A 25,747-nucleotide genomic window follows, 5' to 3' on the forward strand; every position below is an offset into this window, starting at 1 on the left:
TCAGCGGGCGCTTGCTGCCCGCGCGGCCTTCAGTTTCGCAAAATCCTCGCCGGCATGATGCGACGAGCGGGTGAGCGGGCTCGCCGACACCATCAGGAAGCCCTTGGTGTAGGCGACCTTCTCGTAGGACGAAAACTCGTCCGGCGGCACGTAGCGCATCACGGCGTGATGCTTGCGGGTCGGCTGGAGATATTGCCCGATGGTCAGGAAATCGACGTCGGCCGAACGCAGATCGTCCATCACCTGCTGCACCTCGTGGCGCTCCTCGCCGAGGCCGACCATGATGCCGGACTTGGTGAAGATGGTGGGATCGAGCTCCTTGACCCGCTGCAGCAGCCGGATCGAATGGAAATAGCGCGCGCCCGGCCGCACCGTGAGATAGCACGACGGCACGGTCTCGAGATTGTGGTTGAACACGTCGGGCTTCGCCGCGACGACAACCTCCAGCGCCCCCTCCTTGCGCAGGAAATCGGGCGTCAGGATCTCGATCGTGGTCGAGGGGCACGCGGCGCGGATCGCGCGGATGGTCTGGGCGAAATGCTCGGCGCCGCCGTCGGTGAGATCGTCGCGGTCGACGGAGGTGATGACGACATGGGCAAGCCCGAGCTTGGCCACGGCCTCGCCGACGTTCTGCGGCTCGGCCGCGTCGAGCGCGTTCGGCATGCCGGTCTTGACGTTGCAGAATGCACAGGCGCGGGTGCAGGTGTCGCCCATGATCATGAAGGTCGCGTGCTTCTTGTCCCAGCACTCGCCGATATTCGGGCAGCCTGCCTCCTCGCACACCGTATGCAGGCCGTTGGCGCGCACGATGTTGCGGGTGTCGGCATAGCCGCGGGTGTTGGGCGCGCGTACGCGGATCCAGTCCGGCTTCGGCGGCGAAGCGGAATCGGGCCGATTCACCTTTTCGGGGTGACGTGGGCGCAGCGGGTTCGAGATGGTATCGACAATAACGACCATGGGGTGTCCGGTCTGACCAAGTCCTACCTAGTCGGTCTCGCCGGGCATCGCAACCCGGCTCGCCCCGCTTCAGGGAACATGGCAGATATGGGCAATATCCTGCTCTGTTCTCTGGCGATTCTCACCTCGAATGGCTCCAGTCTCGAAACCTTCCACACCCCGGCTCGGCAAAGCGCTGAAGCGTGCCTTTTTCGCACGCAGCGTGCACGAGGTCGCGCCCGACTTGATCGGTGCAACCATGCTGGTCGACGGCGTCGGCGGGATCATCGTCGAGGTCGAGGCCTATCATCATACCGACCCGGCGGCGCACTCCTACAATGGCCTCACGCCGCGGAACCAGGTGATGTTCGGCCCGCCCGGCTTTGCCTATGTCTACCGCTCGTACGGCATCCACTGGTGCGTGAACTTCGTCTGCGAGGAAGAAGGCTCGGCCAGCGCCGTGCTGATCCGCGCGTTGGAGCCGACCCATGGTATCGCCGCGATGCGTCGGCGGCGCCATCTCCAGGATTTGCACGCGTTGTGCTCGGGCCCGGGCAAGCTGACCGAAGCGCTCGGCATCACCATCGCGCACAATGCCTTGCCGCTGGACCGTCCGCCGATCGCGCTGCATGCGCGGACGGAGGACGTCGAGGTGGTGGCCGGCATCCGGATCGGCATCACAAAGGCGGCCGAGCTGCCCTGGCGCTATGGCGTCACGGGTTCGAAGTTTTTGAGCAAGCCGTTTCCGAAATAAGCCTACGACGCCTGCTTGAGCCGCTCCAGCGCCTCAAGCAGCTTGGCTTTGCGGGCCAGCGCGGCCTCGCGCTTCTCGCGCTCCTCCTCGACGACCTCCTCGGCTGCGTTGGCGACGAATTTCTCATTGGCCAGCTTGGACTCGGCGCGCTTGATGTCGGAATCGGCCTTCCCGATCTCCTTGTCGAGACGCGTGCGCTCGGCGGCGACGTCGATCACGCCCTTCAGCGGCAGCGCGGCCACCTCGCCGCGCACCAGGAGCTGGACCGCGCCGTCGGGCGCACGGTCGGCGAAGGAGATATCCGACAGCCGCGCCATGCGCTTGATGACGTCGCTCCAGCGCGGCGCGCGCTCCTTCGTCTCGGCCGAGGCGCCTGCGAGCACCAGCGCCGTGAGGGTCGCCGGCGGGATGTTCATCTCGGCGCGCACCGAACGGATCTGCGTGACGAGATCGATGACCCAGCCGATCTCGGCCTCGGCCGCGGGATCGGTGAAGTCGGCATGATCGAAAATCGGCAGCACCCAAACCGGCGAGACGAGCGCATCGGTCGGCCCCGTCGTCGCCGCGAGCATCGCAAGCTGCTCCGGCGTCGGCCCGGCCGGCTTCAGCGGCCACGGCGCCAGCGCGAGCAGACCGTCGCGCTTGGCCGTCACCTCCCACAGCTCCTCGGTGATGAAGGGCATGAAGGGGTGCAGCAGTTTCAGGATCTCGTCGCGCGCCCATGCCACCATGGCGCGGGTCTCGGCCTTGGCAGGGCTATCGGGACCGAGCAGCACGGGTTTTGCGAGCTCGAGATACCAATCGCAATAGACGTTCCAGACGAAGCGGTAGATGCTGCCGGCGGCGTCATTGAAGCGATAGGCCTCGATCGCCTCGGTCACCTCGCGCGTGGTGTGCGCGCTCTCATGCGCGATCCAGCGGTTCAGCGTCTCCTTGACCTTGGCCGGCTCGAAACCCTCGGGCACGGCGCAATGGTTCATTTCGGCGAAGCGCGACGCATTCCAGAGCTTGGTCGCGAAATTGCGATAGCCCTCGACGCGGCTGGTGGCGAGCTTGATGTCGCGCCCCTGCGCGGCCATCGCCGCAAGCGTGAAGCGCAGCGCATCCGCACCATATTGATCGATCAAGCTGAGCGGATCGATAACGTTGCCCTTCGACTTCGACATCTTGGCGCCCTTCTCGTCGCGGACGAGGGCGTGGATGTAGATCGTCGAGAACGGCACCTCCTTCATGAAGTGAAGGCCCATCATCATCATGCGGGCGACCCAGAAGAAGATGATGTCGAAGCCGGTCACCAGCGCGTTGGTGGGGTAGTAACGCTGCACTTCCGGCGCGTCCGCGGGCCAGCCGAGGGTCGAGAACGGCCACAGCGCCGAGGAGAACCAGGTGTCGAGCACATCCTCGTCGCGCGTGATGAAGCCATCACGCTTGTTGCGGTCGAGCGCCATCTCGCGGCCCTGCTCGACCGTGATGACTTCCTGCTCGACGTAATAGCCAAGCGCGTGGCTGACGGCCTCCTCCTCGGTCTCGGCGACAAACACCTTGCCGTCGGGACCGTACCAGGCCGGGATCTGGTGACCCCACCAGAGCTGGCGCGAGATGCACCACGGCTGGATGTTCTCCATCCACTCGAAATAGGTTTTTTCCCAGTTCTTCGGCACGAACGTGGTTTCGCCGGAACGCACTGCCGCCATCGCGGGCTTCGCCAGCGTCTTGGCGTCGACATACCATTGGTCGGTCAGATAGGGCTCGATCACCGTGCCGGAGCGGTCGCCATGCGGCACCATGTGGGTGTGGGGCTCGATCCGCTCGACGAAGCCGAACGATTCCAACCGCTCGACAATGCGCTTGCGCGCAGCAAAGCGATCGAGCTTGTTGAACTCCTCGGCGAACTGCGAGGCACCTTCCGGCAGGTCGCGCAGATAATCCTCGTTGTCGAGGAGATCGAGGCAACCTTCCTTGTCGATGACACTGATCCGGGCGAGGCCATGGCGATTGCCGACTTCGAAATCGTTGAAGTCGTGCGCCGGTGTCACCTTGACCGCGCCCGAGCCCTTCTCCGGATCGGAATAATCGTCGGCGACAATCTGGATCTTGCGGCCGACCAGCGGCAGGATCACGTTCTTGCCGACCAGCTTCTGATAGCGCTCGTCGTCGGGATGCACGGCGACGCCGCTATCGCCGAGCATGGTCTCCGGGCGCGTGGTGGCAACGACGATGAAGCTCGAGGGATCCTCGGGGCTGAAAGACTTGCCCTCGATCGGATAGCGCAGGTACCAGAGGCTGCCCTTGACCTCGGTCTGCTGCACTTCGAGATCGGAGATCGCGGTAAGCAGCTTGGTGTCCCAGTTGACCAGCCGCTTGTCCTTGTAGATCAGGCCGTCGCGGTGCAGCTCGACGAAGACCTTGACCACGGCCTTGGAGAGGCCCTCGTCCATGGTGAAGCGTTCGCGCGACCAATCGCAGGAGGCGCCGAGCCGCTTGAGTTGGTTGATGATGGTGTCGCCGCTCTCGGCCTTCCACTGCCAGACCCGCTCCAGAAACTTCTCGCGGCCCATCTCGCGACGGCTGGGCTGCTGGCGCTCCATCAGTTGCCGCTCGACAACCATCTGGGTGGCGATGCCGGCATGGTCGGTGCCGGGCTGCCACAGCACGTCGCGGCCGCGCATGCGCTCGAAGCGGCACAGGATGTCCTGGAGGGTGTTGTTGAGGGCGTGGCCCATGTGCAGCGAGCCCGTCACGTTCGGCGGCGGAATCACGATGGTAAAGGGCACTGCGTCGCGGCGGTCCGGGCGGCCGGCCTTGAACGCAAGGCTGTCCTCCCACACGACGGACATGCGGGCTTCGATATCGGCGGGCTGGTAATTTTTCTCGATCATGGCGCTGTTAGAAAGCCGCGCACGGGGTCCAAGTCAACGGACAAGTCAACGGAAAGGTCAAAGGAAAGAAAGGCGGCAACAGGGCTTTCCGGTCCGGTCGGGAAGCAGAATATGACCCACAAGCAGGGCTTTATGAGGGCTCTGCGGCCCGTTCTACCGGCCGCCGCGGGATACCCGCTCGATTTCGGCCTTCACGATGCGTTCGACGAGGCCCGGCAAATTGTCGTCGAGCCAGGATTTCAGCATCGGACGCAGCATCTCCTTGACCAGATCCTCCAGCGTTCGCGCATTGCTGCTGAGCACCGTGTGGGCCAGGGAATTGAAGGCGGATTCGACCGCGGAGACCGTCGATTGCGCCAGGATCGGCTGTTGGGGCGGTAGTGGCGGCGCATCGAAGTCCACGGGCGCATAGGATGCCGGGGCCGGCGTCGGACGCGGCGGCGGCGATTCGGCGAATTCGAGATCGTCGCGCGGCTCGACCTTGCGGAAGCTCGGCGGCGGCGGAGGCGGTGTCGGCTCCATCGCCAGCGCCATATCGTCGGTCAATTCCAGCACGTCGGGCTCAGGTTCGGGCTCCGGCTCCGGAGCACGGATTTCCGGCGCAGCCGTGGCCGTGTCGAGGCCCGCCAGCAGCGCGTCGATATCGTCCTGATTGTTGGACGCATCCGCCTCGGGTGCGGGGGCCGGCGCCGGTGCCGGCTTTGCGGCCGGAGCAGGTGCAGGCTTCTCGGCGGCCGGTTTGGGCGGCGCGACCTTGGATGGCGGAATATCGCTGATCGGCTGCGGCTTCGCTGGCGCGGCGGGGGCGGCAGCCTTCTCGGGCTTGGCAGCATCCGCCGGCGGCGGCTTGGCCTCATCGTCGGCAATGATGCGCCGGATCGAGGCCAGAATCTCCTCCATCGAGGGTTCTGTGACCTTTGCAGGCTGCGTCATCTCCGACTCCACATCATCAACGCCCTCGCATGCGTTGTTTTACACCAAGCACGACAGGATTGGCCGGTTCCGGATGGCTGGCCCGACATTTTCGTCACGGCAGCCCGACTTGTCCCCAGATGACGGCTCAACGTGCAGCGGTGCGCCCCTGCCCTCGGCACCTCATGCTTTACGCACACGGCATCGGATGCAGAGCGAATCGACCCGCATCTTCTTGGCAAGGCTATGTCAGGGATTTTGATGATTGCAAGCAAAGCACCGGTCGGCTTCGGCTATTCGCGAGGCCGACCGGATGACTACGGGACTCTAGCGTCCGTCTGGCGTGCGTACGCCGGCCCAGCTGTCGCGGACCTGCTGGTAGTGCACGCTGGGATCGTAGACCGTGGTGTTGAGACCAAGCACCTGCGGCGCCAGACGACCGACCGCGTTGAGCACCGAATAGGACGCCACCACGCGGTCATGCTGGGCAGTGACGAGCGCAACGCGCGCGTTCACCAGCGCTTGCTGCGCATTGAGCACGTCGAGGGTGGTGCGCTGCCCGGCCTTGGCCTCTTCGCGCACGCCGTTCAGCGCGATCTCGGACGCAGTGACCTGCGCCTGCGCGGACTGCACCTGCGCCTTGCCGGCTTCCAACTGGCCCCAGGCCTGCACGACGTTGGCGCGGGTCTGATCGCGGGTGGTTTCGAGATTCAGGCGCTGCTGCGCCAGGTTCTCTTTCGATTGGCGGATCAGCGCATATTCTGTGCCACCCTGATAGATCGGCACAGCGACTGTCGCGAGGGCGGACGCGGAACTCGTTCGGAAGATCGTCAGCTGCTGCTGGTAGGCTGTGCTGGCAGTAGCCGCGACCGTGACCGTCGGCAGCAAAGCGCCTTCGTTGATCTTGACCTGGAGGTAGTTGACGTCGATGCCATACATGGCAGCCGTAACGTTGGGATTCTCGACTAGGCTGAGACCAACGGCGGAGGCGATCGTGGCAGGAAGGAAGCGATCGACCGGCGAGCCGGGGGCGAGGGCCGCCGGCTCGTTGCCGATGATCCGGCGGAAGTTCGCGCGCGTCGTCGTGAGATTCGATTCGGCGGTCAGGGCCTGGGTCCTGCCGGCAGCCAGCTGCGCTTCGGATTGCGCGACGTCCGTGCGCGTCACCTCGCCGACATTGAAGCGATCGCGCGTTTGCTTGAGCGTCTGTTCGAGCACGCGCACGTTGCTGCGCTGAACCTCGAGCGTGGCCGAGTCGCGCAGAAAATCCATATAGGCCGTGGCAGCCTGCAGCAGGACCGTCTGCTCGAGCACACGCAATGCCTCGCGGGAACCCGACACCTGGCTCTCCGCAACGCGCGTCCTGTTGGCGGTCTGATTGCCGTTGTAGAGTGTCTGACTGACGCTCACGCTGGCGCTGTTGGGCTGAAGCAAGCCGGAGATCGACTTGGGGGTGCGGGGGACGACATTCTGCGTCGCCTGGACGTCCTGATATTGATACCCGCTGCCGAGGGTCACATTGACCTTGGGCCGATAGCCCGACAGCGCCTGCGGCACGTTCTCGTCGGTCGAGCGCACCTGGGCGCGCTGCGCGTTCAGCTGCGGATTGTTCTGATAGGCGCGCACCAGCGCAGCCTCGATCGTATCCGCCAAGGCAGGCGTCGGCCCGGCAAGCGCCAGCAGCAGGACCGAAACCGCTGCTCCGGTGAAGAACTTCACCCCATGCATCCAAAAATTCCGTTCATTCTAACGCCCGGCTCGTGCCCGCGAGCTGGGTTACCGTCTACGAGTGGAGTCGTTGCCCCGCCGCAACATAGGACGCGGTCAAGCGCGACGGAACTACCTGAGGGTGGTTCTCGGTGGAAACTCTTCACGTGCAGCATCCCGGCCACACTTCTGATTCAGAACGGGATTTTAAGGGCCAAAGCCGCTATCGGGCCGTCAGAACACGAAGGCGGCGGCTCGTTCCAGCCCAGGAAGGACCGGGGCCGCGGCATCGAACAGCGCCCGATGGCCGAATTCGCCGTGAGTATGGGTGACGATCATGGCTCGCGGCGGCCTGGATTCGGCCGAGACCCCCAACAGGCGCCCACCCTCCTTGAGCTGCCCGAGCAGCCCTGCCGGCGTCACCTCGGTGGCGCCGTTGAGGACGATCACATCATAGGGGCCGGCAGCGGCATCACCCTCGGTGCAGGCCGCGGCCTTGCAGGCCACGTTGGCGAGCCCGAGGGCGGCGAAGGCGTCCTTGGCCTTCGCGGCCAAGGCCGGATCGCATTCCGTCGCGGTGACCTGACGCGCAAGCTTGGCGGTCAGCGCAGCGAGATAGCCCGTGGCGCAGCCGACGACGAGCACGTTGTCATCCTCGCCGATCTCGGCGGCCTGGAGCAACTTGCCGGTCAGTTGCGGCTTGATCAGGAACCGCTTGGCGCCGCCCTCGCTGACGTCGAGATCGAGGTCGAGATACGCCAATGCCTGCCGGCTGGCCGGCACGAAGGCCTCGCGCGGAACCGTGAGCATGGCATCAAGAACACGACGGTCGGTGACGTCACTGGTGCGCACCTGGCCATCGACCATTTTTAGGCGCGCCGTCGAGAAAACGGACATTTGCGGACCCTGCAAGGCGGACGATGCCGCGGACGAAAGTTGGCGGCATCTTTGGAACAGGCCCTGCGAAAACGCAACATGGCTTTGGCCCGCGAAACGGGCCCTTCCGCAACTCGCAACGTCGAGGGTGAGCCGCCTATTCGATCGTGACTGCGAGGCGGCCGATCAATGCGGCGACTTCATCCAGCCGTGCCGAATCGTGGGTCTCGACCGCCCGCGCGAGACAGGCGAGGCATTCGTCATCGCTGAGTTCGGGGATGTCCGCCGGCAGAATGGAGGGAGCCAGCGGGGAACGGTCGACCTGGATGTCTCGCATGGGAATCAGCTCCGTAAAGGACCGGCGCCTGGAAGCTCGATTTCAATTGAGTCGTTTTGGCGTCGCGGCGGAGGATGCGGGCCCGCCACGGTACACATCTAATTGAGAATTTGCCGCAACGAGATCGCATCCCAGATCAGAGTCTGGACGCAAACCATTGACGATGAAGCGGAATTTGGCTCCCCGGGCTGGATTCGAACCAGCGACCATCCGATTAACAGTCGGATGCTCTACCGCTGAGCTACCGAGGAAAAGGGCGAACCCGTCGTTCGCGCGCGGCTGCGTATAACAAAGCCGCTTGCGCTTGCAAAGGACGAATTCGCCATCTCGCACATTGCGGCGAGGAAGGGCGCGTGGCCCCTCCTCCGCCTGGCCTCAGGCCAAGTTACTCGGCGACGAACGAGGTGGTCTTGGTGCCGGAATCGTAGCGCAGCCGAAGGGCGGTGAACTTGCAGAGGTTGACGTTCTTCCAGAGCACGGTCTCGTCATAGTTCTGCCAGTCGACGCGGACGTTCCAGACGCATCCTTCGTCGTCATCGTCGAACTCGACATAGGTGCTCGCCTGGTTCTGCAAAACCTTGTCCAGCTCGTTGTCCCATTCGTCCACGCCATCGTCCGGGGCGTTGAAGCCCAGGAATTTGATGGCATAGCCGGTCTCGTTGACGACAGTGACGTTGCGCGCGTCAGCCGCGAACGACGGCGCGGCGGCAATCGATAGACCGATCGCGATCAGTGCAGACAGAAAATACTTCATATGAAATTCCCCCGATCGAAACGGGCTTTCGGTGCCTGACGTCGATCGGCGCAGGCGCCGCGGCAACCAATGGTGTTGCCTTGGAGGATTCGTCGGAGGCGCAATCGAAAGGTTCAAGACGCGATCGATCCGCCTCCGGCTCTCTGCGCGACGCGAGACGCGCAGCGAGCCAATTCTTATCGATTCGAATTCTCCGCAGCAATGAACCGGCATTCATAGATCGGCGCGGCTTGTGGTCTCCGGCGCGGGCGCCGGCACCGTGCGGAATGTGATTTTTGTCGCAGGCACAACTTCGCGTCCTCGCGACGTATCTCGCCCGAGTTTGCTTTGTCTCATCGCCCTCCTCCGTCAGAGGGCGCAGGGAACACCGGGTGCCGGCTGGCACCCACGGTCCACTGTGCGAAGGTTGCGCTACGAGAGGCTGCACAGCGGCATACAGGTGAAGCCCAACACACGGCCTTCCCTGCGCAGTGGTTTGACGGCTTATGCCGTGCTCTCCCCGGGGAGCGATGCATTATTGCCCCCGTCGCCTTGCGGATGGCTGATGCGGATGCCCGGTCGGGCCGCCCACATCACCACAAGACTTGACGCACAGACCCCGGGCGTCAGGACGACACGGTTTTGCCGTACGCTGTCAGCACCGGTCGTGTGCGCGACGCCTTCGCTCACGGTTTTGCCGCCCTGCGAAGCCCTTCGCGCCGATGCTGCCCGCGTCCACCGCAGCTCACCCCACGTTTCGTGACGATCGCGATACGCCCCTCTGACCGGGGGATGAGGTGGCGGCTGAATACGCCAAAGCCGAATTTCGGTAAAGCGGAATATTTTTGCGCGAGCGGATTGACCCGTCGTTTGGGTGTTTTGCCCGTCGGGCAACGCAAGGGATTGAAGCCCGGATTGCTTCGCGAATCCGGGCTATCGGCTGTCGCCTCACGGCCGCCGACACACCGGGTCGATCTCGATCAGTGCGTCCTAGCAGCCGGCTGCCAAAAACTGCTCGTGAGGAACCCTCGCGGCATCAATTTCCGAATTCGGAGAAACAACATGATCTTGCGCGACGCAGCGATCTGCCCGATTAGGGAATCATTCGGTGAGGTCATTTGACACAGATATGACAATCGAAGGACGCATCTGCGGCCGGCATCCGAAGCACATCACCCCCGCCCACAGTCTTTCCGCAGCATACCCACAGGCATATCCACAGGCCGACTATGCCGGATTCGCGAGCCCGCGCGAGCCACTTGCTGCGCACAAACCCACAGGCCCGGTATGTCAGCCGCCGCCCTGATCGAACACAGTGCGGCAAGCCTCACTCAAGCTTGACCTGTTACGGCGCAGGCACGCCGTGATGGCCCGGACGTTGGGGATCTCGCCGGCGCAGAGCCGGTAGACGTCGGGGGTGCAGGCCCGGCGCTGCTCGGGCGTTCCCTGCTGCGCATGGGCGGCGGAGGCAAACAGCGTGAGGAACAGCCCGACCGTCGAGGCGCGACGCGCCCGGCTTTTCACACCCGCAAACCGCAAGAACCTCGCCTTCATGACCAGTCTCCCGTCTGCCTTGCCCGCCGGCCTGTGTTGGCCGGTGTGCGAAGGGGTAGGAGAAATAAACAGCGGAAGATGTGACCTCCTTCACACTGCGGGCACCGGCAGGAACCTAAGTTTCCCAACGGGATTTCATCAATCGCTAACCAATCGGGACCCGATTGGCCGATCGTTAAAATACGAACGATCGGCTCAACCGGGAAGCAAACCGGCTTTGCGACATTGCGCCATCCGCGGGCCGGAGGGTGTGATGAGCGAAGCCGAATTCAACTTGCTGCTGGACGCCGTCCAGGACGCCATGGTCCATGAAGATCTGGCGTTCGTGCCGGGGGAGGATTTCGTGCCGCGCTCGTGGACCTATTACGCGAAGCCCAAAGCTGCCAATGACAACGAGGGCGCGTGGCCCCTGCTACCTTTCCCGGACGGCTGGTACGCGGCCTGCTGAAGCCAATTTCATCGTGAGCCGATGCGCCCGCGCTCTGCGGGCATTTTGCTGTGGCGACTACGCTGCGAATCCCGCGTGACCGCGATCAGGTCTTGACGCGCTCCCCGTCGTCCTGCGGCGCCTGGTCGGGTACGGCCGGCGGAAAGATGCTGTCGTAGATCGCGCGGGCCTCGCGAATGAGGCGAGCCCGCTCCAGCTCGGATTTGGGGACAAATCGGACGATTTCGCTCACGTGCTCTCCAGCGCTCGATCGTTGGGATGCATCACTTCGCAGATGCGAAGACTATGCCAGCGGGCTGAATGGCGGGTTTCCGCGGGCCCCCAGGCAAACCCGGTGTGCGCAGCCGGCACGTATCGCCCCCGCAGGCTGATGGCAGCCGCGACACGATCGGATATTCGCTGAGATATCAGGAGGTTGTGATGGAGGCCACGTCGGGACTCGAACCCGAGTAAACGGTTTTGCAGACCGGCGCGTAACCACTCCGCCACGTGGCCCCAACGAGGGCGGAGCAATATAGGGGATCACGGGTTTAGGCAACCCCGACCGGGCAGCTACGCCTTCGCGCCGCCGAGATATTGGCCGAGAATCTCATCGGTCGCACCGGCCGCCACGATCCGCCCCTCCTCCAGCAGGATCGCGCGGTTGCAGGTGCTCTTGATCAGCTCGACGTCGTGCGAGGCGAGCACCAGAATGCCGGCGCGCACGACGATCTCGTCGAGCCGCTGCCGCGCCTTCTTGCGGAACTGCTGGTCGCCGACGCCGATCCATTCGTCGAGCAGCACGATCTCGCCCTCGACGGCGGTTGCGACCGCAAAGATCAGGCGCAGCATCATGCCGCTGGAATAGGTGCGCAGCGGCAAGTCGAGCCGTTCGCCGAGCTCGGTGAATGCGGCGATCTCCGCGCGCCGGGCGTCGATCTCGGAGCGCCGCGCGCCGATCACGAGCCCGCGCCGCATGATGTTCTCGTAGCCGGTCGCTTCCTCGTCGAATCCGGCCGAGAGATCGAACAGCGGCTGGCAGCGGCCCAGCACGTCCACGCTGCCGGACGTCGGATGGTAGATGCCGGCGAGCACCCGCAGCAGCGTGGTCTTGCCGGCGCCATTGGCGCCGATGATGGCGACGCGGTCGCCGGCACGGATGTCGAGACTGACATCGTTCAACGCGGAGACGATGTGCGGGGTCGCCATGGTCTGCCGCAGTGTCACCGCGTTGACGAACCGGCTGCGCAGCGAGCGGTCGCGGAACGACAACACCGGAAATCTCACCGAGACGTTGCGAAGCGCGATATGAGCTGCGGGGGTCATATCTCGCGCCTCACAGCCAATACGCCACGCGATGGCGGTATTTCGCGTAGCAGCCGAGGCCGATGACGGCCACGACGGTCGCATAGATGACCCCGAGCAGCCATTGCTCCGCATCGGTCGGCTGTGAGAGCAGTGGCCTGCGCACCAGATCGAGCAGCGTCGCGAACGGATTGGCGCGGATCAGCCAATAAAACGCGGTGCCGCGCACGGTGTCCTCGGTCCAGATGATCGGCGTCAGGAAGAACACGAATTGCAGGCCGCTGACGATCGCCGAGCCGATGTCACGAAACCGCGCGCAGAGCATGCCGAGCGCGACCGAGCCGCCCAGCAGCACGACGAGCAGGATCGCAAAGCCCGGCACCGCGAGCAGCATGCTCCCATGCAGCGGCCACGGCATTACCAGATAGAGCAGTACGACGATCACCAGATGATGCGCGAAGATGAGGACGTTGCGCGCCATCATCTGGAGAACATGCACGATCAGCGGCGCCGGCACCGCCTTGATCAAATGGTTTGATGCCACGAAGATGTTGGAACCTTCCTGGAGCGTCGTCGCGATCAGCGTCCAGACGATCAGGCCAATGGCAAAGGGCGGCAGAAAGCTCGCAATGTCCTGCTTGAACAGTGCCGCATAGACCGTGCCGACGCTGGCAATCGTCGCGGCGAGCGTCAGCGTGATCCAGAGCGGGCCGATCACGGTGCGCCGGTAGCGCAGCGAAATGTCCATCAGGGCGAGCGTGCCCCAACGATCGAACCGCGCCGCCTGGGCAAGGATCTCCTTGGCTGCAAGCTGAATGCGACGGTCCCTTCCGTTTCCGGCGTTCCGATGATCAGGATAGCAGATCGCGGCCTGTTGGCCGATGGTCTCTATCCGCCCGCCTCTCGCGGGACAATCGGCCGTACGGATGATCCGGACCGGACTCAGGCTCGCTTGCCCCGCCGGACACCGCGCCGGCGGTCCTTCACCGGCGGCTTCGGCGCCAATTCGGGCATCTCGGTCTGGACCTCGCGGTAGCGGGTTAACATCCGTTCAAAGCTGGCATTCAGCGTCTCGGCGATGTCCGGGCGCTTCTCCAGAACGGAGAGGATCGTCGCTGCCGCTTCGATGGTCGACAGGCCGTCCTTCCGAGGCTCCTTGCGCAGGCGGCCGTAACGCGATGGCGCGGCCGGGTTGAGGATGACGCGCTGGCATTTCAGCATCCAGGGGTTGCGCCACCACAGGGCCTTGGCCTGGCTCCAGGTGCCGTCGAGCAGCACCACACCTTCGAGCTTGCCGAGGCGAGCGCGCTGGTTGTCCGCGACCTCGCCCTTGCGGTTGAGCGCCAGGATTTCGTCCTCGGCCTCGAGATCGGCGGCGTGGGCTGAGCCGAGATAGAGCACGGCCCAGTGCGAGGCGTTCTCGATTGGTTGCCCCAGCGCCTTCGACAGGCTCGGCCAGGACAGGCCGACCCGCAGCGTGGCACCGGCAAAATGCTTCGCAAGCAGCCGGGCGGTGCCGAGCGCCCTGTCCTGCTCCTGCGGATGCTGAAGGACCAGGAGCGAGAGCCGGTTCTTGATGGGCGTGACGCTGTCGCAGATGCACAGCGGCATCGGCTTCTGGCAGTGCGGGCATTCGGGGATCGGATCGGCCGGCGCGGCGGCGGTGGGGTTCGACATGGTCGCCGCTATACGCTTTGCAGGGCTGTTCAACAACCCGCCTATTCCGCCGGCGCAGGCACCGGGCGCGGCTCGCGGCGCCGGCGCAGGCGGTCGATCAGCAGGTAGATCACGGGCGTGGTGTAGAGCGTCAGGATCTGCGAGACGAACAGCCCGCCGATGATGGTGATGCCGAGCGGGCGGCGCAGTTCCGTGCCGGGCCCGGTCGCGACCACCAGCGGAATGCCGGCGAACAATGCCGCCATGGTCGTCATCAGGATCGGACGGAAGCGTGCCTGGCATGCCTCGAAGATCGCCTCCGCCGAAGACAGGCCGCGCTGGCGCTCGGCATCGAGCGCGAAATCCACCATCATGATGCCGTTCTTCTTGACGATGCCGATCAACAGGATGATGCCGACGAAGGCGATCACCGTCAGCGGCGTGTTGGTGATCTGCAAGGCCAGCAGCGCGCCGAGGCCCGCCGAGGGCAGCGTCGAGATGATCGTGAGCGGATGCGCGAGACTCTCATAGAGCACGCCGAGCACGATATACATCGCCACCAGCGCGCCGAGGATCAGGAGCGGCTGGCGGCCGCTGGTCTTGGCGAAATCGCCGGCGTTGCCGTCAAAACTGCCGCGGATGCCTTCCGGCATGTGCAATTCCTCGACCGCGCGCTGGATGTTCTGCGTTGCGGCCTGGATCTGCACGTCCGGCAATAGGTTGAACGACACCGTGGTCGATGGGAACGATTGCGAATGATAGACCGCGAGGGCGGCGAGCCCGCGCGTCGCATGTACCACGGCCGACAGCGGCACCTGCGCGTCGCCCGCGCCGGCGACATAGATGCGATCGAGGTTGGACGGATCGACCTGGAATTTCGGGTCGATCTCCAGCACGGTCATGTACTGGTTGCGTTGGGTGTAGATGATCCCGATCTGCCGCTGCGAGAACGCGTTGTTAAGTGCGTTGTCGATGTCCTGGACGCGCACGCCGAGCGCCGAGGCCTTCTGACGGTCGATCGACAAGGTCAGTTGAAGCCCGCCGGGATCGCGGTCGCTGGAGATGTCGGTGATACCCTCGACGCTCTCCATGCGCTTGGCCACGATCGGCGCCCACTTTTGGAGCAAACCGAGATCGGTGCTGGTCAGCGTGTACTGGTAGTCGGAATCGCTCTGCCGTCCGCCGGCGCGCACGTCCTGGGCGGCGAACATGAACAGGCGGATGCCGGGCACCGGGTATAACGCCCGCCTGAGACGGTCGATCACCACCTGGGTTGAGACGTGGTCGCGCTCCTCCGGCGGCTTCAGGCTGATGAACATGGTGCCGCGATTGGAGGTCGCGCCACCCGGCCCGCCGCCGCTGCCGACGGTGGAGCCGATGCCGGCCACGGCCGGATCCTGCATCACGATGTCGGCGAGCCGCTGCTGCAGGCTGAGCATGGACTGGAACGAGATGTCGGCCGAGGCGCGTGTCGCCCCGATGACGAAGCCGGAATCGTCGGTCGGGAAATAGCCCTTGGGAATCTTGATGTAGAGCGTAATTGTGAGGCCGATGGTGGCGAAAAACACCAGCAGCGTCAGCAGCGGATATTCCAGCACGGTGCGCAAGGTGCGGGTGTAGAAGGCGACGATGCGCGACAGCGAGCCCTCGATGATCCGGTCGAACAGCGTCGCCGTGCCGGACGTGGTCTGCCGGATGTAATGGGCGCAGATCATCGGCGTCACCGTGAGCGACACCAGGGTCGAGACCAGGATCGCGAAGGTCAGCGTCAGCGAGAACTCGCGCAGCAGCCGGCCGACGATGCCGTCCATGAAGATCAGCGGCGTGAAGGCCGCGATCAGCGACAGGCTGATCGACACCACGGTGAAGCCGATCTGCCGGGCGCCGTCCAATGCCGCCTGGAGCGGCCGCATGCCGTGCTCAAGATTGCGGTACATGTTCTCGATCATGACGATGGCGTCGTCGACCACGAAGCCGACGGAGATCGCCAACGCCATCAGCGACAGATTGTCGATCGAGAAGCCCGCGACCCACATGCCGGCGCAGGTTCCGGCCAACGCCAGTGGCACGGAGATTCCGGCCGCGATCGTCGGCGTGAGCCGTCGCAGGAATACGAATACGACGACCATCACGAGAATGGCGGTCGCGAACAAGGTCCACTGCATGTCGAGTACGCTGGCGCGGATCGTACTGGTGCGATCGACCAAGGTGGAGACGTCGACGCCGGCCGGGATCCACTGCTTCAGCGCGGGGATCAGCTCCTTCACCCGGTCGACGGTCTCGATGACGTTGGCGTCGCCCTGCTTGGTGATCTGGATCAGCACCGCCGGCTGCTTGTTGAACCAGGCGATGGAACGGGCGTTACGGACGGAGTCCTCGATGTCGGCAACATCGGAGAGCCGGACGAAATTGCCGTTCGCGCTTTTGATGACGATGTCGCGGAACTCTTTCGCCGTCCGCATCTGCCTGTTGAGCGACAGCGTTTCGCTCTGGCGCTCGCCGTTGAAGATGCCGACCGGACCGAGCGGGTTGGCGTTGATAATCGCAGTTCGCACGTCATCGGTGGCGATGCCGGCGTTCGACAGCGCGACGGGATTGAGCTGAATCCTGACCGCCGGCTGGTCGGCACCCGAGATCGTCACATTGCCCACCCCCGGCACCTGCGAGATGCGCTGCGCCAGCACGGTATCGGCGACGTCGTAGACCGCGCTGGCGGACAGCGTCTTCGAGGTCAGCGCCAGCACGAACACGGGCGCGCCTGCGGTATTGGCCTTGCGGAAGCGCGGCAGCGTCGGCAGATCGCTGGGCAGGTCGACCAGCGCGGCGTTGATCGCGGCCTGCACGTCGCGCGCGGCCTTGTCGATGTTGCGGCCGATGTCGAACTGGAGCTGGATGCTGGTCGTGCCGAGTGACGAGGTCGAGGTGATCTGGTTGATGCCCGCGATCTCGCCGAGCCGCCGCTCCAGCGGCGAAGCAACGGTCGCGGCCATCACGGACGGATCGGCGCCGGGACGGCTGGCGGAAACGAAGATGGCGGGGAAATCGATGTTCGGAACCGAGGCGACGGGGAGGAACTCGTAAGCCACGATACCCAGCAAGAACAACCCGATCGACAGCAGCGTGGTCGCGACCGGGCGGCGGATGAAGGGCTCCGAGATCGATGCCATCACTGCATCCCCTCGGTCGCGCCCGCGACGGGCGGCCCGCCGGACTCCGCCGGCGGCAGCGCCTGCTCGAGGCGGCGGTTGATGCGGTCGAGGGCGAGGTAGATCACCGGCGTGGTGTAGAGCGTGAGCAATTGGCTGAGCAGCAGGCCGCCGATGATGGAGATGCCGAGCGGAAAGCGCAGCTCGGCGCCGGTGCCGCTCTCGATCGCCAGCGGCAGCGCGCCGAACAACGCGGCCAGCGTCGTCATCATGATGGGACGGAAGCGCAGCAGACAAGCCTGCACGATCGCCTCGTTGGGCGACATCCCCTGCCTGCGCTCGGCCTCGAGCGCGAAGTCGATCATCATGATCGCGTTCTTCTTGACGATGCCCATCAACAGGATGATGCCGATCAGCCCGATCACGGAGAGATCCTGCCCGCACAGCATCAGCGCCAGGATCGCGCCGACGCCGGCCGACGGCAGCGTCGAGAGGATCGTGATCGGATGGATGTAGCTCTCGTAGAGCACGCCGAGCACGATATAGATCGTGATCACCGCGGCCAGCAGCAGCCAGGGCTGGCCGGCGAGTGCCTTGGCGAATTCGGCGGCGTCGCCGGCATAGACGCCGACGATGCTGTTGGGCATCTCAATCCGGGTCTCGATGGTCTTCACGGCCTCGACGGCATCGCCGAGCGCAGCGCCCGGGGCGAGGTTGAAGCTGAGCGAGATCGACGGGAACTGGGCCTGGTGCGAAATCGCGAGCGGCGCGGTGGTGCGGGTCAGCGTCGCCACGGCGGAGAGCGGCACCTGTGCGTTGGGCGCGCCGGCGGTCGCGCTCGCCCCGCCCGGCAGATGGAGCTTCGACAGGATCGAGGGATCGCGCTGGTACATCGGCAGCGCTTCCAGCACCACGCGGTACTGGTTGGCCTGGCCGTAGATGGTCGAGATCTGGCGCTGCGCGAAGGCGTCGTTGAGCGTGTCGGTGATGCCCTGGAGGCTGACGCCGAGCTGGCCGGCGCGGGTGCGGTCGACCGTGAGCTGCGCCCGCAGACCGCCTTCCTGCGCCTCCGAGGAGACGTCGCGGAACAGCGGATCGCGCCGCATCTCGGCAACCAGCTTGCGCGCCCATTCCGACACCAGCGCGGCGTCGGTGCCGGTCAGCGTGTACTGGTATTGCGAGCGGCTCGACTGGGTCGAGATTTGCACATCCTGCACCGGCTGGAAGTAGACGGTCATGCCGGGGATGGCTGCCACCCGCTCCTTCAGCCGCGTGATGACGACGCTGACATCGTCGCGCCGCTCGCCGCGGGGTTTCAGCGTCATGACCAGACGGCCGACATTGGTGGTCGGATTGACCGAGCCTGCCCCGATCACCGAGACCACGCCTGTTACATCGGGGTCGGCCTTGATGGCGTCGGCCGCGTCGGCCTGCCGCTTCTGCATCTCTGCGAACGACACGTCGGGACCCGCTTCCGTCACCGCCGTGATCGAGGCGGTGTCCTGCAGCGGCAGGAAGCCCTTTGGTGCGACGACATAAAGCGCCAGGGTCGCGATCAGCGTGGCGAAGGTCACGACCAGCGTCGCGCGCTGGCGCTCCAGCACCCAGAGCAGCGTGCGGTGATAGAACTCGACGGTGCGGTCGATGAAGCGGCTGACCGCGGCAAGACCCGGCACTGCCAGCTCTTCATGGGCATGCTTCAGCAGGCGCGAGCACATCATCGGCGTCAGCGTCAGCGAGACCACGGCGGACGTGACGACCGCGATCGTCAGCGTCAGCGCGAATTCGCGGAACATGCGGCCGACAAGGCCCGACATGAACAACAGCGGGATAAACACCGCGATCAGCGACACCGTCAGCGAGATCACGGTGAAGCCGATCTCGCTGGCGCCCTTCAGCGAAGCCTCCATCGCGCTGTCGCCGTTTTCCATGTGGCGGACGATGTTCTCGATCATCACGATGGCGTCGTCGACGACAAAGCCGGTGCCGATGGTGAGCGCCATCAGCGACAGATTGTCGAGGCTGAAGCCGGCGAAATACATGATGCCGAAGCTGGTGATCAGCGAGAGTGGTAGCGCCACCCCGGCGATCAGCGTGGCCCTGAGCGAACGCAGGAACAGCAGCACCACCAGCGTCACCAGCACCACGCTGAGGATCAGCGTGAACTGCACGTCGCGGACCGAGGCACGGATGGTGACGGTACGGTCGGAGACGATGGTGAGATTCACGCCGGCCGGAATAGCGCGCTGGACCTTTGGGATTTCCGCGCGGATCTGGCTGACGACGTCGATCACATTGGCGCCGGGCTGACGCTGGATGTCGATGATGACGGCGGGCGAGCCTTGATACCAGCCGCCGGTGCGGTCGTTCTCGAGGCCATCGACGATCTGAGCGACGTCGGCAATCGTGACCGGCGAGCCGTTGCGGTAGGCGATGATGACAGGCTTGTAGGCGTCGGCGGCGGCGATCTGGTCATTGGCGGCGATGATGTAGGATTGCTGCGCGCCGTCGAGCGAGCCTTTCGGCCCGGAGACGTTGGCATTGGCAATCGCGGTGCGCAGGTCTTCCATGGCGATGCCATAGGCAGCTAACCGCGCCAAATCCGCCTGGATGCGGACGGCCGGCTTCAACCCGCCCAGGACCGAGACGCGTCCGACGCCGGAAATCTGGCTCAGCCGCTGCGCGAGAAGCGTGTCGGCGATGTCGCTCATCGCCCGCAACGAGATGGTGTCGGAGCGCAGCGCCAACGTCATCACCGGCGCATCGGCCGGGTTCACCTTGGCGTAGGTCGGCGGATAAGGCAGCGTCTTGGGCAGCACGCCGGCCGCGGCATTGATCGCGGCCTGGACGTCCTGGGTCGCGCCGTCGATATCGCGGTTGAGATCGAACTGGAGCGAGATCTGGCTGACGCCGAACGAGCTCGTCGAGTTCATCGCCGACAGCGACGGGATCTGGCCGAGTTGCCGCTCCAGCGGCGCGGTAATCAGCGAGGCGATCACGTCGGGGCTCGCGCCGGGCAATTGCGTCGTCACCTGCACGGTCGGGAAATCGACCTGCGGCAGCGCAGACACCGGCAGCGCGAAATAGCCGAGCAGCCCGCCGATCAGAAGCGCGATGCCGAGCAACGAGGTCGCGATCGGCCGTCGGATGAAGGGTTCGGAGACGCCCATGGGATGCGCCTGCCGCTCAGGCGGCTGTCGTCGGGATCATGGCTGCTTGGCTCCACTTCCCGATGCACCCGGCCCTGGTGCCGGTCCGGTCTGGCCCTTCTGGTCGCCCTCGCTGCTCTTGCGCTTGGTGCGGAACTCGCCGTCCTTATCTTGTCCGTCCCTCTGGCCGTCTTTGGCGCCGTCCTTCTTCTGACCATCCGGTCCGCGCGAGCGCTTGCGTGGCGCGAGATCGGCCGACGGGGTCTGGTCGTCGCGGCCGATGACCACCTTGGAGCCATCGGACAGATTGGCAAAGCCTGTGGTGACGACCTTGTCTGTCGCCGACAGGCCGCTGGCGATGACGGCGTCATGCTCGTTCTGCTGCGTCACCGTCACGGGCTTGGCCGCAACCAAATTGTCCTCGCCGATGACATAGCTGAACGTGCCGATCGGTCCGCGCTGCACGGCCGAGGTCGGCACCACCAGTGCCTGCGTCAAGGTCTCGATCTTGAGGCGGACATTGACGAACTGGCCGGGCCAGAGCTGGTAATTGGCGTTCGGGAATTCGGCCTTGAGCCTGAGCGTGCCGGTGGTCTGGTCGACCTGGTTGTCGATGCCGGTGAGCTTGCCGGTGTCGATCACGGTGAGGCCGTCATTGCCGAACACGTCGACGGCGAGCGCGCCCTTCGACGCGGCGGCGTTGACCCGCATGATCTGCTGCTGGGGCAGGCTGAACCACACCGCGATCGGCTGCAATTGCGTGATCACCACGAGGCCGGTGGTGTCGGAGGCATGGATGATGTTGCCCTGGTCGACCTGGCGCAGGCCAGCGCGGCCCGAGATCGGCGCCACGATCTTGGTGTAGCTCAGCGTCGCCGCCGCATTGTCGATCGCGGCCTGGTCGGCCTTGACCAGCGCCTCGGTCTGCGCGACCAGCGCGCGCTGGGTGTCGGCCTGCTGCTTGGAGCCGGCATTGGACGCCGCGAGCTGCTCGTAGCGTGTGAGGTCGATACGCTGGTTGGCGAGCTGGGCCTGGTCCTGCGCCTTCTTGGCGACAGCCTGATCGTACGTCGCCTGGTAGAGCGCCGGGTCGATCTCGCCGACCACGTCGCCTTTCTTGACGTCCTGTCCCTCGGTGAAATTGACCGCGATCAGCTTGCCGTCGACCTGAGAGCGGACGGTCACGGTGTTGAGTGCGCGGATCGCGCCGACGCCGTCGAGATAGACGGGAACGTCCTGGATGCGGGGCGTCGCCGCCAGCACCGGTACCGGCAGATCCGGCCGTTGATTGCGGCCGTTCGCCTGCTGCGGCTGCTGATGCCAGGTGGTCCAGCCGTAGTAGCCGAGCCCGCCGAGGATCGCCAGCGTGATCAGGGTCATGACGAATCCGCGCCGGCGCGACTTCTTCGCCGTTCCCTCCTTCGCGCCCTGCTTCGTATCCGGCTTAAAGAGCATTGACCGGTTTCTCCATCCTCGGCTCCCAGCCGCCGCCGAGCGCCTGATACAGGCTGACGATAGCAAGAAGGCGGGCAAGTTGCGCCTGCGACAGCGCGTCTTCCGCCTGGAACAGGGTCAGTTGGGTGTTGAGCACGGTGACGATGTCGGCGGTGCCGGCGCGCAATTGCTGCTCGGAGAGATCGAAGGCGCGGCGGGAGGCGTCGAGGACGTCACGCTGCAATTGCAGCCTGATCGTGGTCTGCTTGATCGAGAACAGCGCATTGTCGACATCGGCAAAAGACTGGATGATGGTCTTGCGGTAGGTCTGGAGCAGTTCGTCCTGCCGCGCCTTGGCAAACTCGAAATTGCCGAGGATCTTGCCGCCGTCGAAGATCGGTTGCGTCGCGCTGCCGACGAGCTGGAAGAACGCCGCATGCGGCTGGAATAGCGAGACCAGGGCCGAGCTCTGATAGCCGCCATTGCCGGTGAGCTGGATGGTCGGAAAGAACTGCGCGCGGGCATTGCCGACGTTCGCGGTCGCCGAGGCAAGTTGCGCCTCCTGCCGGCGAATGTCGGGCCGCTGCGTCAGGAGCTCCGACGGCAGTCCCGGCGTCACGCGGGGAATCGCGATCCGGTTCAGCGAGCCGCCGAGCACGCGCACGCTCTCCGGCGGCCGCGACACCAGGACTGCAAGCGCATTGACGTTCTGGTCGAGCGTCTGGCGCAGCGGCGGCACCAGGGCCTTCTGGTTTGCGAGCACGCTCTCCTGCTGGGCGACGTCGAGATCGGTGCCGGTGCCGGCTTTGCGCCGTTCCCTGACGGCATCGAGGATGCGCTGCGCGCTCGCGATGTTGCGCTGTGAGGTCCGGATGCGATCCTGCGAGGCCAGCACCTGGAAATAGGCGTTAGCCACACCCGCAAGCGTCGTCAGCGCAACGACGTCGCGATCGAAACGGTTGGCATGCGCCGTTTCTTCCGCGGTCTGGAGTGCGTCCCGATTCTGACCCCAGAAATCGAGCTGGTAGCTCGCGCTCAGCGAAGCCTGGTAGTTGACGACCTCACGGCCGCCATTGGTGAGCCCCGAGGCGGAGGAGCCGGAGGTGCGCGAATAGGCCTCCTGCCCGGTGCCGGAAAGGCTCGGCAGCAGCGCCGCACCCGCTTGCCGCGCCTGCGCGTCGGCCTCGACGATGCGCGAAACGGCGGCGGCAATGTCGAGGTTGACGGTCTGCGCCTCTTCCATCAGCTGTGTCAGCTCCGCCGAGCGGAAGCTGCGCCACCAGTCCAGAGACGGCGGCGCATCGCCCTTGCCGGCGTATTTGTACTGCGTGGGAACGTCGAGCGCGGGATCGGGAAGATCCTGCGTCAGCACGCAAGCGCCCGAACCGGCGGCGAGGCAAGCGACCGCAAGCCAGCGCGCCGCACGTCGTGTCCGGGACGCGGAACCTAGAGACCGCCGCACCGCGATCGCAGGATCATCCTGTGTCAAATCCACCCCCCGCCGGGCAGATCGAGCCGCCGCCGCGAAGCCGGATTAACCGATTCGCGGCTGGACAGTCGGCGGGCGTTGGATAACTCGTTCACAGCGATGATGCTTTCTGCGGAACCGGACACCCATACTAGCCGGGTGCGGAACAGCGGGACAGTCCCGCAGGTGCGAAATGACCGCCAAAGCGCACCGCCATCAACACGAAGAAAGCACGAAATAGTGCTGTGTTGCAGCGCTTTTTCGCATTCCTATGCGGCCGTGGAGCCTGCTCAAGCTTACCAAGATTTCATGTGATAATGCCGCCACACCGACGCCAGTCCCTTCAATCCGCCTGCACCGCTCGCGATGCGGCTTCAGTCCGGTCTCGAAACCGAGGTGGGCCACTCTCGCGAGGCCGTCCATTGTCGAAACGAATGGGCATTCGTCGTGCCGATATGCGGACCGCCTCCCGCGTACCAGCCGCACTCTTCGAGGGCGACGCCTCAGATCCAATGGCGAAGGTGTGCTGGCGACGACCCTTATCTTCCATGTTTTGGCAGGTGCCGGCCACATCCTCCTACCGATATCCCGCGGCGTAGCACAGCAGCAGCATCGGCGATCTCTCCTCCCAAAAATTCACTGCTTCCGGGCACTTCCGCCGGTTTCGCCGCAGCGCAAAAGCCTTCCCCTTTGACCGCCCAAGCACTAGGTTCTGGCCAACCTGATCAACCCTTTGCCAGTGATTTCCCCTGACATGACCATCAAAAATGACGTTGTCGAAGCCATCGGCAACACCCCGCTGATCAAGCTCAAGCGCGCTTCCGAACTGACCGGCTGCACCATTCTGGGCAAGGCCGAGTTCATGAATCCCGGCCAGTCGGTGAAGGATCGCGCCGGCAAATGGATGATCCTCGAGGCCGAGAAGCGCGGCGAGCTCAAGCCCGGCGGTCTCGTCGTGGAATCGACCGCCGGCAATACCGGCATCGGCCTTGCGGTCGTGGCCAGCGCGCGCGGCTACCGCACGCTGATCGTGATCCCGGAAACGCAGAGCCAGGAGAAGAAGGATTTTCTGAAGCTGTGCGGCGCCGAGCTGCTGGAATCACCGGCACTGCCCTATTCCAATCCGAACAGCTACCAGCATGTCGGCCGTCGTCTTGCCGACGAGCTGCGCAAGACGGAGCCGAACGGCGTGCTGTTCGCCGACCAGTGGAACAACCTCGACAATGCGAAGGCGCATTACGAGTCCACAGGTCCTGAGATCTGGGAGCAGACCGGCGGCAAGGTCGACGGTTTCGTCTGCTCCGTCGGCAGCGGCGGCACGCTGGCCGGCACCAGCCGCTTCCTGAAAGAGAAGAGCAAGGACGTCAGGATCGCCTGCGCCGACCCGCACGGCGCCGGCATGTATGAATATTTCAGAACGGGCGACGCCAAGGCGACGCCGGGCGGCTCGATCACCGAGGGCATCGGCCTCAACCGGGCGACCGCAATCGTCGAGAGCGCAAAGGTCGACGACGCCTATCTCATTCCCGATGCCGAAGCGGTGACGGTGATCTACGAACTCCTCCAGCACGAAGGCCTGTGCCTCGGCGGCTCGACCGGCATCAACGTCGCCGGCGCGATGCGTCTCGCAAAACAGCTCGGGCCCGGCAAGACGATCGTCACCGTGCTCTGCGATTCCGGCAGCCGTTACCAGTCGAAGCTGTTCAACGCCGACTTCATGCGCGCCAAGAACCTGCCGGTGCCGGAATGGCTGGAGAAGCGCAGCAATATCAAGCTGCCCTTCGTCTAGAACGTTCCGGAAGCCGGCCGTCTAACTCCAGGTCGGCCGCGACGATCCCTGCGACACCCGCGTGAGGCGCTCGTTCGATAGCGAAGGCTTGATCGCGCGCGTGCGCGGCGGGAGGGGAGTGCCGTAGGAGCCTTCGCTGTCGCCGCTCGGCCAGAACACGAGCGCGAGCATCAGCGCGAGGTTGACGAGCGCGCCGACCGCCGTTGCCTGATGCTCCTGCCCGATCGCCCAGGCCGGAAACCGGCCCGCGACGAAATGGTCGACGATCACCAGCGCGAACCAGGCAGGCACCACGCAGACCGGATCCCAGCCGATGTCGCGGATGCGCATCGATTGCAGCGTGAAGGTGGCAACTCCGAAGAAGACGATCGCAGCGATCATCGCCCAGCTGCTGGTGAGATCTTCAGGCCGGTTCGCGCCGGGCGAGGTGTTGCGCAGCACGGCCATTGCGATTGCAAAGCAGATCGCCGTCATCACGATCGCAAGCGCGACCGTGGCGAGGACGAAATGCAATCGCCCGAGCCGGGCGTTCAAGCCGAAGACGAAACCGAGCATTGGCGTACCCTTTTGGCGCCATATGCCCAGAAATAGCTTTCGGAGCCATGAACCGGCACTATCGCGCGCCGGCGCATGGTTTCCGGACGACTAAGCTGGCCAGCGCAATTCGAGGCTTCGCCCCACTCGA

General features: G+C 64.8%; 19 protein-coding genes, 2 tRNA genes and 1 pseudogene. 3 read left to right on the forward strand and 19 right to left on the reverse strand.

All coding sequences use genetic code 11. The features are described from left to right. Positions 1-957, reverse strand: a complete 957-nt coding sequence (lipA, locus tag ABIB90_RS09905) for a lipoyl synthase (RefSeq protein ID WP_007591147.1) — start codon at positions 955-957, stop codon at positions 1-3. A gap of 130 nt (positions 958-1,087) precedes the next feature. Here lipA and ABIB90_RS09910 point away from each other — a divergent pair, with 130 nt between their 5' ends. Continuing rightward, entirely contained in the window at positions 1,088-1,690 is a 603-nt protein-coding gene (locus ABIB90_RS09910; protein WP_354200673.1) for a DNA-3-methyladenine glycosylase, read from the forward strand. 2 nt (positions 1,691-1,692) lie between these two features. On the opposite strand, the gene ABIB90_RS09915 is transcribed toward ABIB90_RS09910, so the two are convergent. From ABIB90_RS09915 to ABIB90_RS09950, 8 genes are all read right to left on the reverse strand, one after another. Beyond that, positions 1,693-4,569 (reverse strand): valine--tRNA ligase, encoded by a 2,877-nt coding sequence (locus ABIB90_RS09915; protein WP_354160681.1) that lies wholly within the window; start codon positions 4,567-4,569, stop codon positions 1,693-1,695. 153 nt (positions 4,570-4,722) lie between these two features. Further along, entirely contained in the window at positions 4,723-5,502 is a 780-nt protein-coding gene (locus tag ABIB90_RS09920) for a PopZ family protein (protein WP_354160679.1), read from the reverse strand. Positions 5,503-5,808: 306 nt separating this feature from the next. Next, positions 5,809-7,209, reverse strand: coding sequence for a TolC family outer membrane protein (locus ABIB90_RS09925; protein ID WP_354160677.1), 1,401 nt, complete (start codon positions 7,207-7,209; stop codon positions 5,809-5,811). 213 nt (positions 7,210-7,422) lie between these two features. Then, the gene (locus tag ABIB90_RS09930; RefSeq protein ID WP_354160675.1) at positions 7,423-8,085 is read right to left on the reverse strand and encodes a protein-L-isoaspartate O-methyltransferase family protein; all 663 of its coding nucleotides are present in this window, start codon (positions 8,083-8,085) and stop codon (positions 7,423-7,425) included. 136 nt (positions 8,086-8,221) lie between these two features. Then, on the reverse strand, positions 8,222-8,401 hold the full coding sequence (locus ABIB90_RS09935; RefSeq protein ID WP_007591158.1) for a hypothetical protein: 180 nt from the start codon (positions 8,399-8,401) through the stop codon (positions 8,222-8,224). A 176-nt stretch (positions 8,402-8,577) separates the two neighbouring features. Further along, positions 8,578-8,652, reverse strand: a tRNA-Asn gene (locus ABIB90_RS09940). Positions 8,653-8,786: 134 nt separating this feature from the next. Further along, positions 8,787-9,155, reverse strand: a complete 369-nt coding sequence (locus tag ABIB90_RS09945) for a hypothetical protein (protein ID WP_354160673.1) — start codon at positions 9,153-9,155, stop codon at positions 8,787-8,789. Between the two features lie 1,269 nt (positions 9,156-10,424). Beyond that, entirely contained in the window at positions 10,425-10,688 is a 264-nt protein-coding gene (locus ABIB90_RS09950; RefSeq protein ID WP_007591186.1) for a hypothetical protein, read from the reverse strand. A 253-nt stretch (positions 10,689-10,941) separates the two neighbouring features. Between ABIB90_RS09950 and ABIB90_RS09955 the strand changes: the two genes are divergently transcribed. Further along, a complete protein-coding gene (locus ABIB90_RS09955) occupies positions 10,942-11,136 on the forward strand; it encodes a hypothetical protein (protein ID WP_007591187.1) in 195 nt (64 codons plus the stop codon). 85 nt (positions 11,137-11,221) lie between these two features. Here ABIB90_RS09955 and ABIB90_RS09960 read toward each other — a convergent pair whose 3' ends face one another. The 9 genes and pseudogenes from ABIB90_RS09960 to ABIB90_RS10000 form a co-directional block, all read right to left on the reverse strand. Continuing rightward, the gene (locus tag ABIB90_RS09960; RefSeq protein WP_007591188.1) at positions 11,222-11,368 is read right to left on the reverse strand and encodes a hypothetical protein; all 147 of its coding nucleotides are present in this window, start codon (positions 11,366-11,368) and stop codon (positions 11,222-11,224) included. A gap of 189 nt (positions 11,369-11,557) precedes the next feature. Beyond that, positions 11,558-11,631, reverse strand: a tRNA-Cys gene (locus tag ABIB90_RS09965). Between the two features lie 57 nt (positions 11,632-11,688). Beyond that, a pseudogene (locus tag ABIB90_RS09970) lies at positions 11,689-12,285 on the reverse strand (ABC transporter ATP-binding protein); the annotation flags it as partial. 166 nt (positions 12,286-12,451) lie between these two features. Beyond that, entirely contained in the window at positions 12,452-13,168 is a 717-nt protein-coding gene (locus ABIB90_RS09975) for an ABC transporter permease (protein WP_354128227.1), read from the reverse strand. 194 nt (positions 13,169-13,362) lie between these two features. Further along, on the reverse strand, positions 13,363-14,097 hold the full coding sequence (locus ABIB90_RS09980; RefSeq protein WP_354160667.1) for a tRNA-uridine aminocarboxypropyltransferase: 735 nt from the start codon (positions 14,095-14,097) through the stop codon (positions 13,363-13,365). 41 nt (positions 14,098-14,138) lie between these two features. After that, positions 14,139-17,243, reverse strand: a complete 3,105-nt coding sequence (locus tag ABIB90_RS09985; RefSeq protein ID WP_354160665.1) for an efflux RND transporter permease subunit — start codon at positions 17,241-17,243, stop codon at positions 14,139-14,141. Next, complete coding sequence (locus tag ABIB90_RS09990) at positions 17,243-20,392, reverse strand: efflux RND transporter permease subunit (protein ID WP_354160663.1); 3,150 nt, start codon at positions 20,390-20,392, stop codon at positions 17,243-17,245. The genes ABIB90_RS09985 and ABIB90_RS09990 overlap by 1 nt, the downstream gene beginning before the upstream one ends. Positions 20,393-20,428: 36 nt before the next feature. Next, positions 20,429-21,826, reverse strand: coding sequence for an efflux RND transporter periplasmic adaptor subunit (locus ABIB90_RS09995; protein ID WP_354160661.1), 1,398 nt, complete (start codon positions 21,824-21,826; stop codon positions 20,429-20,431). Beyond that, positions 21,816-23,267 carry an efflux transporter outer membrane subunit gene (locus tag ABIB90_RS10000; RefSeq protein ID WP_502916957.1) on the reverse strand — a complete coding sequence of 484 codons (1,452 nt, stop codon included), beginning with the start codon at positions 23,265-23,267 and terminating at the stop codon, positions 21,816-21,818. The genes ABIB90_RS09995 and ABIB90_RS10000 overlap by 11 nt, the downstream gene beginning before the upstream one ends. A gap of 760 nt (positions 23,268-24,027) precedes the next feature. On the opposite strand from ABIB90_RS10000, the gene ABIB90_RS10005 reads away from it, so the two are divergent. Continuing rightward, entirely contained in the window at positions 24,028-25,062 is a 1,035-nt protein-coding gene (locus ABIB90_RS10005; RefSeq protein ID WP_354160657.1) for a cysteine synthase A, read from the forward strand. Between the two features lie 21 nt (positions 25,063-25,083). On the opposite strand, the gene ABIB90_RS10010 is transcribed toward ABIB90_RS10005, so the two are convergent. Further along, positions 25,084-25,617: a DUF805 domain-containing protein gene (locus ABIB90_RS10010; RefSeq protein ID WP_354160655.1), complete on the reverse strand. Its 534-nt coding sequence runs from the start codon at positions 25,615-25,617 to the stop codon at positions 25,084-25,086. Positions 25,618-25,747 lie beyond the last annotated feature (130 nt).

Source organism: Bradyrhizobium sp. JR4.1 (assembly GCF_040548605.1).
In the GTDB taxonomy this organism is placed as follows: domain Bacteria; phylum Pseudomonadota; class Alphaproteobacteria; order Rhizobiales; family Xanthobacteraceae; genus Bradyrhizobium; species Bradyrhizobium canariense.

Coding starts and splice junctions, on each gene's coding strand:
- lipA (WP_007591147.1), bottom strand. CDS start 957: ATGGTCGTTATTGTCGATACCATCTCGAACCCGCTGCGCCCACGTCAC.
- ABIB90_RS09910 (WP_354200673.1), top strand. CDS start 1,088: ATGGCTCCAGTCTCGAAACCTTCCACACCCCGGCTCGGCAAAGCGCTG.
- ABIB90_RS09915 (WP_354160681.1), bottom strand. CDS start 4,569: ATGATCGAGAAAAATTACCAGCCCGCCGATATCGAAGCCCGCATGTCC.
- ABIB90_RS09920 (WP_354160679.1), bottom strand. CDS start 5,502: ATGACGCAGCCTGCAAAGGTCACAGAACCCTCGATGGAGGAGATTCTG.
- ABIB90_RS09925 (WP_354160677.1), bottom strand. CDS start 7,209: ATGCATGGGGTGAAGTTCTTCACCGGAGCAGCGGTTTCGGTCCTGCTG.
- ABIB90_RS09930 (WP_354160675.1), bottom strand. CDS start 8,085: ATGTCCGTTTTCTCGACGGCGCGCCTAAAAATGGTCGATGGCCAGGTG.
- ABIB90_RS09935 (WP_007591158.1), bottom strand. CDS start 8,401: ATGCGAGACATCCAGGTCGACCGTTCCCCGCTGGCTCCCTCCATTCTG.
- ABIB90_RS09945 (WP_354160673.1), bottom strand. CDS start 9,155: ATGAAGTATTTTCTGTCTGCACTGATCGCGATCGGTCTATCGATTGCC.
- ABIB90_RS09950 (WP_007591186.1), bottom strand. CDS start 10,688: ATGAAGGCGAGGTTCTTGCGGTTTGCGGGTGTGAAAAGCCGGGCGCGT.
- ABIB90_RS09955 (WP_007591187.1), top strand. CDS start 10,942: ATGAGCGAAGCCGAATTCAACTTGCTGCTGGACGCCGTCCAGGACGCC.
- ABIB90_RS09975 (WP_354128227.1), bottom strand. CDS start 13,168: ATGGACATTTCGCTGCGCTACCGGCGCACCGTGATCGGCCCGCTCTGG.
- ABIB90_RS09980 (WP_354160667.1), bottom strand. CDS start 14,097: ATGTCGAACCCCACCGCCGCCGCGCCGGCCGATCCGATCCCCGAATGC.
- ABIB90_RS09985 (WP_354160665.1), bottom strand. CDS start 17,243: ATGGCATCGATCTCGGAGCCCTTCATCCGCCGCCCGGTCGCGACCACG.
- ABIB90_RS09990 (WP_354160663.1), bottom strand. CDS start 20,392: ATGGGCGTCTCCGAACCCTTCATCCGACGGCCGATCGCGACCTCGTTG.
- ABIB90_RS09995 (WP_354160661.1), bottom strand. CDS start 21,826: ATGCTCTTTAAGCCGGATACGAAGCAGGGCGCGAAGGAGGGAACGGCG.
- ABIB90_RS10005 (WP_354160657.1), top strand. CDS start 24,028: ATGACCATCAAAAATGACGTTGTCGAAGCCATCGGCAACACCCCGCTG.
- ABIB90_RS10010 (WP_354160655.1), bottom strand. CDS start 25,617: ATGCTCGGTTTCGTCTTCGGCTTGAACGCCCGGCTCGGGCGATTGCAT.